At 57.5% G+C, this 15,568-nt stretch carries 13 protein-coding genes; 2 read left to right on the top strand and 11 right to left on the bottom strand.

Going from position 1 to position 15,568, the window contains the following annotated elements; genetic code table 11:
• Window positions 1-10: 10 nt before the first annotated feature.
• The 11 genes from ABLO27_RS20665 to ABLO27_RS20615 form a co-directional block, all read right to left on the bottom strand.
• Window positions 11-682 carry a pseudouridine synthase gene (locus ABLO27_RS20665; RefSeq protein ID WP_353035324.1) on the bottom strand — a complete coding sequence of 224 codons (672 nt, stop codon included), beginning with the start codon at window positions 680-682 and terminating at the stop codon, window positions 11-13.
• A gap of 102 nt (window positions 683-784) precedes the next feature.
• The gene (locus ABLO27_RS20660) at window positions 785-1,066 is read right to left on the bottom strand and encodes an aa3-type cytochrome c oxidase subunit IV (protein ID WP_353035322.1); all 282 of its coding nucleotides are present in this window, start codon (window positions 1,064-1,066) and stop codon (window positions 785-787) included.
• Window positions 1,067-1,231: 165 nt separating this feature from the next.
• Window positions 1,232-2,611 carry an ABC1 kinase family protein gene (locus tag ABLO27_RS20655; RefSeq protein ID WP_353035320.1) on the bottom strand — a complete coding sequence of 460 codons (1,380 nt, stop codon included), beginning with the start codon at window positions 2,609-2,611 and terminating at the stop codon, window positions 1,232-1,234.
• Between the two features lie 75 nt (window positions 2,612-2,686).
• Complete coding sequence (locus ABLO27_RS20650; RefSeq protein WP_353035319.1) at window positions 2,687-3,622, bottom strand: heme-dependent oxidative N-demethylase family protein; 936 nt, start codon at window positions 3,620-3,622, stop codon at window positions 2,687-2,689.
• Window positions 3,623-3,736: 114 nt separating this feature from the next.
• Window positions 3,737-4,744, bottom strand: a complete 1,008-nt coding sequence (gene iolG, locus ABLO27_RS20645) for an inositol 2-dehydrogenase (protein WP_353035317.1) — start codon at window positions 4,742-4,744, stop codon at window positions 3,737-3,739.
• Window positions 4,745-4,799: 55 nt separating this feature from the next.
• A complete protein-coding gene (locus ABLO27_RS20640) occupies window positions 4,800-5,573 on the bottom strand; it encodes an ATP-binding cassette domain-containing protein (RefSeq protein ID WP_353035315.1) in 774 nt (257 codons plus the stop codon).
• Between the two features lie 12 nt (window positions 5,574-5,585).
• Window positions 5,586-6,659 (bottom strand): ABC transporter permease, encoded by a 1,074-nt coding sequence (locus ABLO27_RS20635; RefSeq protein ID WP_353035314.1) that lies wholly within the window; start codon window positions 6,657-6,659, stop codon window positions 5,586-5,588.
• A gap of 96 nt (window positions 6,660-6,755) precedes the next feature.
• Entirely contained in the window at window positions 6,756-7,700 is a 945-nt protein-coding gene (locus tag ABLO27_RS20630; protein WP_353035312.1) for a sugar ABC transporter substrate-binding protein, read from the bottom strand.
• A gap of 37 nt (window positions 7,701-7,737) precedes the next feature.
• Complete coding sequence (locus ABLO27_RS20625; protein WP_353035310.1) at window positions 7,738-8,571, bottom strand: TIM barrel protein; 834 nt, start codon at window positions 8,569-8,571, stop codon at window positions 7,738-7,740.
• A 134-nt stretch (window positions 8,572-8,705) separates the two neighbouring features.
• Window positions 8,706-9,737, bottom strand: coding sequence for a LacI family DNA-binding transcriptional regulator (locus ABLO27_RS20620; protein ID WP_353035308.1), 1,032 nt, complete (start codon window positions 9,735-9,737; stop codon window positions 8,706-8,708).
• 180 nt (window positions 9,738-9,917) lie between these two features.
• Window positions 9,918-11,744 carry a M3 family oligoendopeptidase gene (locus ABLO27_RS20615; protein ID WP_353035306.1) on the bottom strand — a complete coding sequence of 609 codons (1,827 nt, stop codon included), beginning with the start codon at window positions 11,742-11,744 and terminating at the stop codon, window positions 9,918-9,920.
• Window positions 11,745-11,933: 189 nt separating this feature from the next.
• On the opposite strand from ABLO27_RS20615, the gene ABLO27_RS20610 reads away from it, so the two are divergent.
• Window positions 11,934-13,502, top strand: coding sequence for a sigma-54-dependent transcriptional regulator (locus ABLO27_RS20610; protein WP_353035304.1), 1,569 nt, complete (start codon window positions 11,934-11,936; stop codon window positions 13,500-13,502).
• Window positions 13,503-13,794: 292 nt separating this feature from the next.
• Entirely contained in the window at window positions 13,795-15,546 is a 1,752-nt protein-coding gene (locus ABLO27_RS20605) for a DUF882 domain-containing protein (protein WP_417714830.1), read from the top strand.
• The last annotated feature ends 22 nt before the right edge of the window (window positions 15,547-15,568 follow it).

The raw sequence follows: 15,568 nt of genomic DNA, 5'->3' as shown, positions 1-15,568 counted from the left end.
AGATAAAAATCTAGAACGGGCACTCAGCCCGGAACGTCACACGCGCACCACCTGACGGATGATGCAGCTCGAGGCTTTCCGCGTGCAGCGCCAGCCTTTTTGATGCCGCCAGCGCTTCTCCTTCGGCGTAGAAGCGATCACCGATGATCGGGTGTCCGAGTGACAGCATGTGGACCCGCAGCTGATGAGAGCGGCCGGTGTGAGGAAACAGCCGGACCCGCGAGGTCTTCTCGGTTCGATCCACCACCTCCCAGCGGGTCAGCGCCGGCTTTCCATGTTCGAAGCTCACCATCTGCTTCGGTCGGTTGGGCCAGTCGCACACCAGAGGGAGATCAATTTCCCCCTCGTCTTCCGCGACATGACCCCAGACTTCGGCAAGATAGGTCTTACGGGTTTTGCGTCTCTCGAACTGCAGCCCAAGGTGCCGATGTGCCGCCGCATTCATTGCCAGGACCATCACGCCGGATGTGTCCATATCCAGCCGGTGCACGATGCGCGCGCCGGAATGGAGTTCCTGCGCACGCCGCTCCAGGCAGTCTGAATGTTCCGCTGCTTTTCCCGGGACGCTCAGCAATCCGGTCTGCTTGTTGACGACAAGCAGATCCTCGTCCTCGTGCAGGACGGGCAGGAAGGGATCGGTTGGCGGGCAATAGACAAACGGACCGGGCGCTGAATCGGACATGACCGTTACTCTAAAACGAAAGGCGCGGAACAAGCCGCGCCTTTGAAACCGAAGTCCTGAAAACGTTCCATCGCCACCTGAATGGGGACGGAAATTCCAGGCTTAAACCAGCAGAACGGTCAGAACGCCGGTTGCAAGAAAAACGGCTGCAGGCGGGATCCAGCCGGTTGCGCCGAGTGCAAGGCCAATGGCCGAGGCAACGATGGTGGCGATCAGCATCAGCCAACCGAACACGGTTGCGGCGGTGCCGCCAAAAGCGAACAGGATCAGGCAAAGGACGATATTCAGGACAGCCACGGTTCCAACTTTTGAGAAGTTGATGAACCCTTCGTATGTCCGCTCGTGAGAGTCGTAATCCATTGCGGGCGCGTTGTTGTCAGACATAAAGTCCCCCAGGAAGATTCATAAGTCGGCTGCCTTCATACAATAAAGTTTTCCGGTTCGGCAATCATCGGATCGGCAGATTCCGCCCTTCGGGACGCGACTTTTTGACGAATTATCCCTGAGACCATGCAAATCGGTCACATGTGGGGATACCGCGAGCGGATTTCAGGCCGCAGTCGGGGCCCCGGCAAGGCCCGCGCCCTCAAGAACACTCTGCTGGCGTCGCCGAACCGTGGCTGCTTCGAAGCCTTCGATCTGCTCGTTGAACAATTCGAAGAAATTCAGCTCTGCCCGCAAATGCAGGAACACTCCTCCAAGGCCGATTGCGGCTCTATCCATGAAGACAAATTCCTGCGGCACGGTCACCGGTCCCAGTTCCTTGAGCGCAGAGTGGACGCGAAACGCTTCCTTGCGGCCATACTCGGCCGCCGAAACGCCGTCGGCAATCGAGCGGACCCGGTCACTGAGCAATGGACCGTAGATGAACCTGGCCCAGATATTGAGGACCTCAATGATTTCTTTCTTGAGGTTTTTGAATCCCCAACGCTCATAAGCCGAGACGACCCGGTCGTTATCCTCTTCCAGAAGGCCTCGGTAGAGGTCCACGACGCCTTCAACAAAGGCTTCCGGGAAAATGCGGATACAGCCATAGTCGAGCAGATTGATCCCGGCTGGGGCGCCTTCCTGCTCAAACACGGTGTAATTGCCCAAATGCGGGTCACCGTGAATGACCCCAAAATGGCTGAACGGATGCCACCAGGCGTGGAACATGGTCCTCGCAAGCAAATTCCGTTCTTCCTGACTATGCTCCTTGTATTCAAGCAAGGGTTTGCCCGTCAGCCATCCCATCGTCAGCAGCCGTCCGGTAGACAGGTCGTCCATGACTTCCGGCACACGGATCTGGTCGGCACCGGACAGGATCTCGCTGTACATTGCGATATGCGCAGCCTCGCGCGCGTAATCGAGTTCTTCGCGAACCCTTGCGCTGATTTCCTTGGCAATTTCACGTGTGTCGATGGCAGGACTCATGCGACGGTGCAGCGAAAACAGCATCTGAAGCTGTTTCAGATCCGCCTCCACCGCTGAAGCCATGTCCGGATACTGCAGCTTGCAGGCCAGAACTCTTCCGTCGTGGCCGGTCGCGCGGTGCACCTGACCAAGTGACGCCGCCGCGGCCGGCTCCCGGCCAAATTCGTCAAACCGGCTTTGCCAGTTTGCGCCGAGCTCTGCCCGCATGCGACGCTTGACAAAGGCCCATCCCATGGGAGGCGCACTTGCCTGCAGTTTCGCCAGCTCCGTCGTATATTCCGGCGGCAAGGCGTCCGGTATGGTCGACAGAAGCTGAGCCACCTTCATCAGCGGGCCTTTGAGGCCGCCAAGCGCTGCGGCCAGTTCCGCGGCATTCTTCGCGTTGTCGAGCTCCATTCCGAACAACCGGGCACCGGCAACCTTGGCGGCAATACCGCCCATATTGGTACCGACCTTGGCGTAACGCCCCATCCGGGCACTGAACCGATTGCTTTCCCGGTCTTTGGATTGCGGCATGTGGTGGTTTGCTCCCAATTGCTGTTCAGGCGCTGTCTCCACGAACTAAATATGAACTACTGTCGCAATATCCAGTTAAGACGGTCGAGAAAGCGCCTCGGAATGCAATGACTGGGAGAAGAAGCCTTCCAAAGCCCCCAGAAGCGCATCGCGTGTCCGGCTCAGGCCCTTATAGTCAAGCTGGTCTTCATCCAGCGCCTGCAACTGCTTGTGAAGACCTCCCGCAATTTCGGCACGATCGTCTTGCGTCTTGAGAGCCGTCAGGGGATCGTGATGGACCTTGATCGCGAACAGGATATCCCCGCTTTCGGGCAGCCGGCGCAAAGTCTGACGCTCCACACGCAGGAACAAACTGGCCAGAGCCTGCTCCGGGCAGTCAAACCGCATGTCCTTGGGAAGGGGATGATAGAGGTCGCCATCAGGATGTATTGACCAGTTGAAGCGGCACACAAGCTGATCGATCTTGAGATTGTCAAACAACCGCGCAACCATCAGTCCCATACGGCTGCCGTTGAAGCCCGGCACGCCTTCATGAATGCCGCTCATGGATTTTCCGAACTTTTCGGCCAGGGACCAGGATGACGGGAAGCACAACGATGCAGCCACCAGTCGATACCCGTCATCGCCCGGGCGCATGAGAATAAGATCTTCCTGTACGAGCCTGGACGCAATTAAGAGAGCAGGCATATCGGTCAACGACACATCACGGCCCGTGACCGGAATCCTGACGGTGCTTTCCTCAACCTGATGCGTCGCGCCATGGAAACGGGACAGGTTGTCCAGGATGAGAGCGAGCACTTCGGCCTGGGCCGCTTCCGTCCCGGCTTCCTCTCGGAAGACGCTGTCCGGTTGAAGCAGGTAAAGGCGCTCCTTTTCCGCCAGATGACTGGCGAAAAACGGATCCGGCTCCAGCCAGGCCTCCTCATCAATCGGTTTCAAACCAACGGTAAATGGCTGGCTGGTACCGTCATAAGGGGTGTGCTGGAATGAGGGTGACGAACTGAACGACATGCAGTCTGACCTGCGGACAACGGGTTGGCACTCAAGCGCTAGGCGCAACGCATCCGATCAAATTCGCCGGCGCCGTTCAAGTCGATTTTCGTCTAGCTTCCTTCAGACGGGATATCAGGTCGAAAGAACCTCGGACACCTGCACCTTGCGCCCTTCCTCAACCGACTTGATCGCGGCTTCGGCCAAAGCAAGGGCGAACAATCCGTCTTCGCCTGCAGGACACGGACTTGTTCCTTCCGAGATCGTGCGGACAAAGGCTCGAATTTCGGCAGCGTAGGCGTCCATGTAACGGGTCATGAAGAAGTCGTGAAGTTGCGGCCGCGTGAAACCCTCCGAATTTGCCAATTCGATGGAGACCGGCCTCTGGTTTTCCGCCGTCAGCATTCCAGCTGACCCGAATACCTCCAGACGCTGGTCATAGCCGTAGGTCGCGCGGCGGGAGTTCTGGATCGTGCACTGCTTGCCGTCAGCCGTCGTCATGACCACCGTCACCGTGTCGAAGTCATCATGTTCCGCAACCCGGGGATCCACGAGCACTGAAGCCGTGGCCTGCACGCCGGAGATCTCTTCTCCGAGCAGGAACCGCGCGATATCGAAATCATGGATCGTCATGTCGCGGAATATGCCGCCCGAAACGTCGATATACTCAAATGGCGGCAGGCCGGGGTCCCGGGCGGTTATAGAGACCTGCTCAACGGCGCCGACCTTGCCATCGACAATGGCTTTCCTGACGGCTGCGAAATGTGGATCGAAACGCCGGTTGAAGCCGAGCATCAACGGGGCACCGGCCTCACGCACAACCTCAAGGCAGGCTTTCACACGCTGCAAATCCAGATCGACCGGCTTTTCGCAAAAAACCGCCTTGCCCAGCCGGGCGAAGCGCTCGATCAGATCTGCGTGAGTGTTCGTCGGCGTGCAGATCAAAACCCCGTCCAGATCTTCAATCCCGGCGATCTCGTCTATCGACGCGACACGACAATTGTATTCATGCGCGACCGTACTTGCCGCGGCTTCCAGCGGGTCGGCAACCGCCACAAGCGCAGCCCCCCCAATGCCGGAAATGGCGCGAGCATGCACCTGGCCAATCCGGCCGGCGCCCAATAGGGCCAGCTTCACTGTCATCCTGTATTCTTTCGTTGTTTAATCGTTTGGCCTGCAGGCACGCCCGAAAGCGTGCCTAAGCGGTTTCGGCAAATTCAGTCTGGGTCTTTGCGCCGGTGATGTAGGAAACCACATCCTCGCCATCTGTCTCTTCCTTGCGAAGATTGGCGCAGATGCGCCCGCGCCGGAACACCACAATCCTGTCCACCAGATCGAACACCTGCCGCATGTTGTGGGAAATCAGGATCAACGGCTCACCCTGTTCCTTGAGTGTGCGGATGATGTTTTCCACCTGCGCGGTTTCCTGCACACCGAGCGCTGCTGTCGGCTCATCCATGATGGTCAGCTTGGAATGAAAGGTCGCTGTCCGGGCAATCGCCACGCACTGCCGTTGACCACCCGACATGTTGCGGATCGTGTTGCGAATATTGGGGATCTTCACCGCGGTCTTTTCCAGTCCCTTAAGCGTCGCCTCGCGCATGCCCTTGTAGTCCAGCAGACGAAAGGGTCCGAGGAAGTTCAGCTTGGTCAACTCCCGGCCAAGAAAAAGATTGTCCGGCACATCCAGATCGTCGGCGAGTGCCAGCGTCTGGAATACAGTCTCGATACCTGCTTCGCGGGCCTCAAGAGGCCCGGCAAAGTGAACCGGATTGCCGTCGAAGATGATGTCACCGCGCGTGCGTTGCTCAACCCCGGTGATCTGGCGAACGAAGGTGGACTTGCCAGCCCCGTTGTCGCCCATGATCGCAACGTGCTCGCCCTTGCGCAGCGAGAAATTCGCACCTTCCAGCGCGTGGACACCGCCGTAATGCTTGGTCAGGTCCCGGGTTTCAAGGATGATATCACTCATGTCTTCTCCCCCTCAGGCCCTTGCAGCCGCACGGCGCTGGCGCCACTGATCCAGAACAACCGCAGCAACGATGATCACGCCCTTGACCATTTCCTGGTAGTAGGCATCGAGCCTCAAGAAGGTGAAACCGGATATGATCACGCCGAAAATCAGCGCTCCCAGCACTGTACCCAGGATCGACCCTCGACCGCCGGAAAGCGACACGCCGCCGATGACCGCCATGGCGATGGCATCAAGCTCATAGACCAGACCCATTCCGGCTTGTGCCGTCAGGTTTTTCGAACTCAGAACGATCGCAGCCAGCGATGCAAGAGTCCCGGCGATCACATAAACAAGCACCTTGTGCCGGTCGACGCTGATCCCCGCCATGCGCGCGCCTTCTTCATTTGAACCGATGGCGTAGGTGTGTTTGCCGTAGACGGTGTATTTCAGGACAAGGTGAAACAGGATCGCAAGCGCAACGAAGATGATGACCGGCATCATGCCGGCGCCAATCGAAGCGTAGCTCTCCGTCGGGAAGGAAATCGGATTGCCCTTCGACCACCATTTGGCAATACCGCGTGCGGTCACCATCATGCCAAGCGTGGCGATAAACGGCGGAATGCGGGTATAGGCAATCAGGACACCGTTGACCGCCCCTGCCACGATACCGCAGACCATGCCGACGATGATCGGAACTATCACCGGGAGATCGAGAAAAGCCGGACCAAAGATCGCCTTTGGATTGGGGTTTCCGTTCACTTCGGCAACCTGCGCGAAACTCATCGCGATCATGGCGGTTGCGCCGACGATGGAACCGGAACTCAAATCGATGCCACCGACAATGATGACCTGCGTCACACCAAGCGCGATGATGCCGATGATTGCGACCTGCAGGATAATGATCTTAAGCCGGGCTTCATTGAAGATGGAATCGAACCGGCCATTGCTGTCGAACAGAAAGCTCTGTCCCATCAGAGCCGCACCAAGCCCCTCAAAAATCAGAATGATGAGCACGAGTGCCATGAAGACATTCAGCTCGTTCGGCCATCGCCGCTTTGTGGAGTCGAATTTAAGGCCGCCCGTCCCATGCGTCGTATCCGACATGTTCCGGCTCCTCCCAGGTTGTCGTTCGTTTTCTTTTGCGAAAAGAAAGCCGGGTGACGCATCACTTGCGCCACCCGGCCAGGCTGTTCAGCGACGTCAGTTCTTGGACAGGTAGTCTGCGATGTTGCCGGGCGTCACAAGTTCAAACGGTATGTAGACGGACTGAGCCACATCTTCACCGCGCGCAAGCGACAGGGCCGCATTCAGGGCACCGGAGCCCTGTCCCGCCGCGTTCTGGAAGACGGTGACGTCAAGGTCACCGGACTGCATGGCCTGCAACGCATCCTGAGTTGCGTCGATGCCACCAACGACAACATCGTCCATGCTGATGCCATTGGCCTTCATCGCCTGGATCGCGCCGATCGCCATTTCGTCATTGTTGGCGAACACCGCGTCGAACGGTTCACCTGTCGACAGCCAGTTCGTCATCAGATCCTGAGCTTCGTTCCGGCTGTAGTTTGCGGTCTGCTCATCGATCAGGGTGATGAAGTTGCACATGTCCATGCCGATCACGTCATGGACATCCTTGGTGCGCTGAATTGCAGACTGGTTCTGCAGCTCACCGATGAACAGGTAAGCGCGAGCTCCGTCGGTCTTGCCCGCAGCCCTCAACTGCTGACAGACTTCGAATGCCTGCAACGTTCCCGATTCAATTTCATTCGAGCCGACGAATGCCTGGTTGTCCGGCATGGTGTCCAGGTTGATCGGCTGACGGTTGACGTAGACCAGCGGCACACCTGCAGCAGCTGCCGCATTGGACATTGCCTCGGTTGCAGAGGTATCCACCGGATTGACGATGATTGCATCGACGCCGGAGGCGATGAAATTGTTGATCTGGTCAAGCTGCCGCGCAACATCGTTCTGCGCATCTTCGATCTGAACGTCGACCCCGTCCATGCCGTCGGACAGTTCCTGAATGCCGTTCCGTAGAACGGTCAGGAAGTTGTCATCGAACAAGGCCATGGACACACCGATATTTTCGGCCATGGCGCTTGTCGACAGAAGTGCGGACATTGCGGCCGCCGTTAGAAAACGCTTCATGATTTCCTCCACTTTGATTGAAGCAATTGTTGGAAAGTCACCCCGGAAGGAGTGTTTCCTCGACAGACACGGCACTTTCCAGGTGCTTCATCGATGCCTGCAGTTCGTCTTTCGGCTGTGCGAAATCGTGTACGATGGGCGAAAAGGCTTCATAGGAGATCGGCCCGTCGAACCCCGCCCCGATCAGCTCTTTCAGCTGATTGACGTTGCCCAACCGGTCCTTGGGACCGACAAGCACGCGGTGCTCGTCACCGATTTCCTGCAATGTGAGGTCGTGATCCTCGACACCGGAAACATGGACAATGCCTGTGTCGTCCGGAAAGAATTGCGTTTCGCTCGCCAGGTAATGGTGAAAGGTGTCGTGGACCAGCTTCAGCCGTTCCTCGCCACCGAGCGCGACAATGGCTTCCATCGCTTCTGATTTGAAACGCAGCGACGAATGCTCAAAGCCAAGCGCTTCGACCAGACCGACAATGTCGAAGGACTTCAGCATCGGCAGGATTTCGCGGAGGGCCAGACGCAGATTGGCCTGGCGCTCGCCATTACCGCAGCCGTGACCGTCACACCGCGGGATCAGGCTGATCGTTTCCGCCCCGATGGCCTTTGCGATCGTCAGCAGTGCTTCGGTTTCCGAAGCCTTCCGGTCATCCCAGGCGTTGAACATCTTGACTTCGGAAAGTCCGAGTATCCGAAGTCCCGCAGCTTTCGCCTTTGCCTTGACCATGTCGGGTGCATCGCCGTCGAACAGTTCAGACGGGAGGTCATTCCTGAACTCAACGCCAATGCACCCGAGCATCGCCGCCAGATCAAATGCGTCGGTATAGCTCTGGCGAGCGACTGTCATGTGATTCAAGGCGAATTGAAGCGCCATCTGGACCTCGGGGCTGTGTTTCGAATTGCACGTACGCTTGCAGGTCAGATGGTCTTTCTTCAATCACGAAATCGGCAGTTTTCCATCATTTCTGATGAAAAAATCATGTTTCTGATGATGTAATTTCGTCAAAATTAGAGAATTTCCGGAACGAAGATGTCCGGCTGTAGGAATATCTGCCGCGGCTCGTCGGTCACGCCATTGTCGGCGGCATCCAGCATTGCTTCGACAAGTGTTCCGCACAGCTTCTCCAGGGGCGTGCTGTCGATAAGCGTGACATACCCATCCTGAAGGGCGCTGGTTGAAATCTCCGTCAGCTCATTGACGACCATCGTTACGTCACCCGGCGCACGCCGTTCGCGCACCGCCTCGATCGCCCCCTCCATCCCGCCGCCGGCAACGAATATTCCACGCAGGTCTGCATGGCGCTGGAGCAGGTCGAGCGTTGCTTCGTAAGTCACGTTTCGTGTTTCGAGATTGACGAGAGTTTCGAGCAATTCGAACCGTTTGGGCTGTTCACGGAAATAGCTGCGAAAGCCGGTCTCTCTCAGCTCGTGACCATGCCACCGGCTTCCGCCGACAAAGACAGCCACCTTCCCCGCCCGGTTGCCGGTGCTATAGATCGTCCAGGCCGCCATTCGGCCGATCTTCATGTTGTTCAGGCCGACATAACTGTGCCGCAACCCTTGAGCAAAATCGTTGAGCAACGCAAAGACAGGCACGTTGCGACGATAGAGTTCACGAACCGCTCTCGTGGTCTCGTGATGGTTCACCGCCGTTGCCGCCACCGCATGATTGCGCTGCCCCAGCTCGAAAATCAGCTCCGCCTGCTCGTCCGGATCCTGAGACCTGGCAAAGACAATGTTCGGTTGGCCACGAACAGACGCACAAGCCCGAACCTTTGCCCCGAAGGTATTGGCGAAGCGCTGGTAGAATTCCTGATTCTCCTTTTGCAGAAGAATGCCCAGGCGACGCTCTGGCAGGTCTGAGCGCAAACGTTGGAGAATAAGGGGCGCAGCGTGGTAGCCAATCCGCTCGGCGGCTTCATACACCTTGCGTGCCGTCGCCTCGCGAACCTTTTCTCGTCCATTCAGGACCCTGTCGACAGTGGCAGTGCTTACTCCGGCTTCGCGTGCCAGATTGGTGATTGTGGGGCGCCGTGACATCGAAACTCCTGTGCTGGAATTTGATGTTATTCAATCATGGCTATTTCACCGAAACGCAAGTCTTTTGACAGGGTCGCAATCGGTGAGAAGAAACGCGGCCAGCCTGAACGGGGTCTGCGCCTGCAACGCAAAATGGGAGAGCTCCAGAGAACTCTCCCCTTTTCAAATGCAAAACCTCAATCAGGCCTGATCCAGTTCCTCAAGCTCATCGATAATGCGCTCGATGACTGCAAGGCCCTTTTTCCAGAAATCCGGGTCCGTCGCACTCAGGCCGAATGGAGCAAGCAACTCGGAATGGTGCTTCGTGCCACCTGCCTTCAGAAGATCGAAGTACTTCTCCTGGAAGCCTGCCTCGGCCTCTTCGTAGACCGCATAGAGCGAGTTCACAAGACAGTCGCCAAACGCATAGGCATAGACATAGAACGGTGAATGGATGAAGTGCGGAATATAGGTCCAGAACGTCTCATACCCTTCGTTCAGCTTGATCGCCGGACCGAGGCTTTCGCCCTGGACGGAAAGCCACAGCTCACCGATCTTGTCGGCGGTCAGTTCTCCATTGCGGCGCTCGGTGTGGACCTTGCGCTCAAACGTGTAGAAGGCGATCTGCCGGACAACGGTGTTGATCATGTCCTCGGCCTTCGACGCCAGCATGATTTTGCGGGTCTGCGGATTGTCCGCCTGACCCAGCAGCGACTTGAAGGTCAACATTTCACCGAAGACGCTGGCCGTTTCAGCCAGTGTCAGAGGCGTCGGCGCCATGAGTGGACCGTTGGCGCCTGCCAGAACCTGATGGACCCCATGCCCGAGCTCGTGCGCAAGCGTCATCACGTCGCGGATCTTGCCCTGATAGTTGACCAGAACATACGGATGCGCGCTTGGGACCGTCGGGTGCGCGAACGCGCCTGGAGCCTTGCCGGATCTGGCAGGTGCATCGATCCAGCCCTTGTCGAAGAACCGTCCGGCAATCTCGGCCATATCGGGCGAAAAGTTGCTGTAGGCGGAAAGAACCGTGTCCTTGGCTTCGGTCCATGGAATGATGCGCGTATCCGCATCCGGCAACGGCGCGTTCCGGTCCCAGGTATTGAGCTGGTCCATGCCGAGCCACTTGGCCTTCAGCTTGTAATAACGGTGCGACAGGCGCGGATAGGCATCACGAACAGCTGCGACCAGAGCATCGACCACTTCGCGCTCCACCCGGTTCGCCAGGTGACGGCTGTCGGCGATATCGGAAAAATTCCGCCAGCGGTCGGAGATTTCCTTGTCCTTCGCCAAAGTATTGGTGATGAGGGTGAAGGTTCGCAGATTTTCCGAGAAGGTTTTGGTAAGCGCGGCCGAAGCGTGCTTGCGTTTTTCCGCCGATGGATCAACCAGCAGGTTCAAGGTGGGTTCGATGGCAAGCGCCTCACCCTCGACATCAAAGGTGAGAGACGCCATGGTTTCATCGAACAGGCGGTTCCAGGCGCTGCTGCCGGTTACCGACTTTTCGTGAAACAGCTGCTCGACCCGATCTTCCAGCTGATAAGGCTTGCCCTTGCGCAGATCCTCGATCCACGGGCGGAAATGCGCGAGATGTTCGTCCTGCAAGGCTGTTTCGATCACCGCATCATCGACGGTGTTCAACTCCAGTGTAAAGAACAGAAGATGCGAGCTGGCGGTCGTAATCTGTTCCTGGACGTCGCCATAGAACTTCTGCGCGACCGGGTCGATGGTATTGCCCGCATAAACCAGGCCGGCGAACGAGATCAGCCGCCCCATGAGGTCTTCCAGATCCTCATAAGCGCGGATTGCGGTCACCAGCGCCGGAACATTGTCCTTTGCCAACTCGGCCAGCCGTCCCTTGTAGGAAGTCTCGAAGGTCTTGGCCCGCTCCAGGGATTCCTTCAGATCTGCCGTGACCTCTGGAGCATCCATTGCCGGATAAAGATCGGCCAGGTTCCACTCCGGCAGATTGCCGAGTTCGGCAGACGCAGAAGATTGAGGCGCAAAGACTGGGTGCGGCATCGGCATTGTTCACTCCGGTGAAAGATCGCCCTGAACGAGGCGTCGGATTCTCTGTTTGTGAATTTGTAGGCCGGTGCACCCGTGACCTGCAATTGAAAACAGATAACTTTTTTGCCTTCTCTTGGACGATTTATTTACCCAATTGCGACCAGAATGGTTCGAAACGATACAAATCCGGAAAAATCGAAGCGAACCATGCAAGCAATCAGCGGCAAAATCCTCATTGTTGACGACGATCCGATCCAGCGCAGACTGCTTCAGGAGGCGGTCAAGAAATTCGGCTATCGGTCGAAGACCGCTGAAAACGGCGCCGAAGCCGTGCGGATCATGAGCGGACCGGAAGCAAGCGAGATCGACCTGATCATCCTGGACATGGTCATGCCTGAGCTCGACGGTCTTGGCGTGCTGGAGCGTCTGCGCGGCGACAAGATTGCAACGCCTGTAATCGTACAAACCGCGCATGGCGGTATCGACACCGTCGTGAACGTGATGAACGCCGGTGCGCAGGATTTTGTTGTGAAGCCTGTTGCACCCGAGCGGCTCAACGTCTCCATCAGGAACCTCCTGAAAACGTCCGCTCTGGAAGACGAGATCACAAGATTTCGCAATAAGGCGTCCGGTACTCTGACCTTTGCCGACATCATCACCCATTCCGCCGCCATGGAACGTGTGATCAACCTGGGCAAAAGGGCAGCTGCCTCCAACATTCCCATTCTGATCGAAGGGGAAAGCGGTGTCGGCAAGGAAATGATCGCCAGTGCCATTCAGGGTTCGAGCGACCGAAAGTCGAAGTCAATGGTGACTGTCAACTGTGGAGCAATTCCGGAAAATCTCGTTGAGTCCATTCTGTTCGGACACGAGAAAGGTGCCTTTACAGGCGCAGTCGACAAACATACCGGCAAATTCCAGGAAGCACATGGCGGCACGCTGTTTCTTGATGAGGTCGGCGAATTGCCACAGGACGTGCAGGTAAAACTGTTGCGCGCCATTCAGGAAAACGAAATCGACCCGATCGGCGCCCGCCGGCCGGTGAAGGTGGACTTCCGATTGATATCGGCAACCAATCGCCGCCTGATTGACCAGGTGAAGGAAGGCGCGTTCCGTGAAGATCTTTACTACCGGCTGAATGTCTTCCCGATCTGGATCCCACCTCTGCGGGATCGGAGAGAAGACATTCCGGCACTGACCCGGCACTTTCTGGCACGCTTTGCAGCCGAAGAAGGCAAACCGCACGTGGCCGGTGTTTCGTCCGATACGCTGGCCATGCTTCAGGACTATCATTGGCCTGGCAATATCCGGCAGCTGGAAAACGCAGTCTTCCGCGCGGTGGTTCTGTGTGACGGTGCCCAGCTGACCGTGTTCGACTTTCCGCAGGTTCAGGCAGCACTGGACCAACCGATTTCGCAACCCACATCCGCAGCGCAAACTCAACCTACGCCGGCACAGGTTCAATCGTCTTATGCTCAGGAGCCGGTGCGGCCGCACATTCCGGCAGAACCTGTACATGCCGAAAGCCCTGCAGCTCCCGCGCCACAGTCAGGTTTCGAGTTCGCGGCACCGTTCGGCTTCATGCGCAACCTCGATCAGGACGGACACGTGCGAAAACTTGCAGACATCGAGGAAGAACTGATTCGGGCCGCGATCAATCACTACTCCGGTCGCATGACCGAAGTTGCAAGAAGGTTGGGAATCGGCCGGTCCACGCTGTATCGCAAGCTCAAGGAATACGGCCTGGAAGAAACCAACAAGGATGCTGCGGCCTGACTGCTGTTAATTTCGTTGATGGCTTAGAATTGGACGATTTTTTGTCGCATTCTGCCTTTATCCAGCTTCACGTAAGATTTTTTGCCACAAATGCAGGTGGGGCGTTGCAATTCTGCCACGATTATCGCGCAAGCGAAATTAAGGTAAAAACTTCTTAACTTGCAGCGGTTAGTGTATGTCTCCTGCTGGGGAGCACGGGATGGGCGAAAGCCTTCGAAAAACGGCGAGATAGAGATTGCGTAACCGGTTTGTTGATTTCGACGCCGTCGCTTGGCTGAAACGCGCTGCAAGAATTGCGGGCGCGTTAACCGTTGCTTATGCCTGTCTGGCAACTTCTGCCATCGCGGAAACCCGCACACTCAAGCTTTACAACACACACACCAAGGAACGGGTGTCGATCACCTTCAAGAAGAATGGCCGCTATCTGCCAGGCGGCCTGCGTGAGGCCAACCGCTTTCTGCGGGATTGGCGCCGCAACGAGATCATCAAGATGGATCCCGAACTTCTGGACCTGGTGTGGGAAGTCTACAGAAAGGTCGGCGCGCGGGATTACATCCACGTCGTCTCCAGCTACCGGTCTCCTGCAACCAACAACATGTTGCGCAAACGCTCCAGAGGTGTTGCCAAGAACAGCCAGCACACACTCGGCAAGGCGATGGATTTCTATATTCCGGGCGTCAAGCTTTCCAAACTGCGCGCCACGGGTCTGCGCAAGGAAGTTGGCGGTGTCGGCTATTATCCCAAATCCGGTTCGCCATTCGTCCACATGGATACCGGCAGGGTCCGGCATTGGCCGAAGATGAGCCGTTCGCAGCTTGCAAGGGTGTTCCCGAACGGTAAGACCCTGCACATCCCATCCGACGGCAAGCCCCTGAAGGGCTACAAACTGGCGCTTGCCGAATCCAAGTCCGGCAAGAAACGCACCTCGAAACCCACCATCGTCGCCTCCAGTTCGCGCCCAAGCTCCGGCAGCGAACCGGTCTCCACCCGGGACCAAAGCCTCACCGCTCCAGGAAAACCGATCCAGGCTTCCACCGGCAATGACAACAGCTCGTCCGGCGGCAGCAACCTGTTTGCCAGCCTGTTTGGTCGCGGCGGCAGCAACGACACGGAACAGAACACGCGGCCAGGAGCAGTTGGCAGCAAGCCCAAGGCAACGCAGACCGCGGACGCGTCTCCCGTCATCAAGAACCCGCCTGTGCCGACTCGCAAGGTTAAGCAGACCGAACCTGAAACACCTGTCGTCGACGAAGCGCCGATTGTTGTCGCCAGCGCTGCTCCGGCCTTGAAGCCGCAAGACGAAGCACCGGAAACACCGGCGATCGCAAGCACGCCGCCAGCACCCAATACGCTTGACGCGCAGCGTGTCGCCATCGAAAGCGGCGAACAGCCGGCGCCGACCAACGAAACCATTGATACGCGGTTCCAGATTGCACGTGCACCTTCGCAGAAACCCGACAATGGTTTGAGCGAAGCCGCTCGTGTTGCAGCTGCACAGCTCGGCATTTCGGAAGATGTACCGGTGCCTGGAGCGGCCACGACGGACGACCCAGTGGCAGCGATTGCTGCGGCAACCGGCACGGCAGTGCCGTCTCCGTCGCCAGCACCGCGCCCGGAGACGACCCTCGCCTATGCGTCTGCGACCGCAACTCCTCCGAGCCTGAACCGTTCACTGCTTCCATCCGCAACAGGTCAACAGCGCAGAAGCGAGCAGCGCAGCGCAGCAGCGGAAGCCGAAAAACCCAAATCCGCTCAGCCGTCCCTGTCCGGTCGCATTCCGCGTAGCCAGATTGTCGACCCGCACGCAGGATTTGCCAGCCTGCCGGACAAATCCGAACCGACGCTTCTGTCCGGTGCAGGAACCACCCGTCACCAGACGTTTGCATGGCTCAGCCACCCCGATCAGCGCAAGTTGAAAAACGTGATGATGCCGGGCAATCGTTTCGTCAATGCAAGCTTTGAAACAACGCCTTATTCCGGATTGAGAACTGATCGCTTCGATGGGCCGGCTGTTGTCGTCCTGCCGGTACGTTTCGCCCGGTAAGCAATGTTCGATCAGGTTTCAG

It is taken from the genome of Roseibium sp. SCP15 (assembly GCF_040329435.1).
In the GTDB taxonomy this organism is placed as follows: domain Bacteria; phylum Pseudomonadota; class Alphaproteobacteria; order Rhizobiales; family Stappiaceae; genus Roseibium.
The sequence above is the reverse complement of the archived record's forward strand: the minus strand, read 5'-3'. Positions and strand labels throughout refer to the sequence as shown.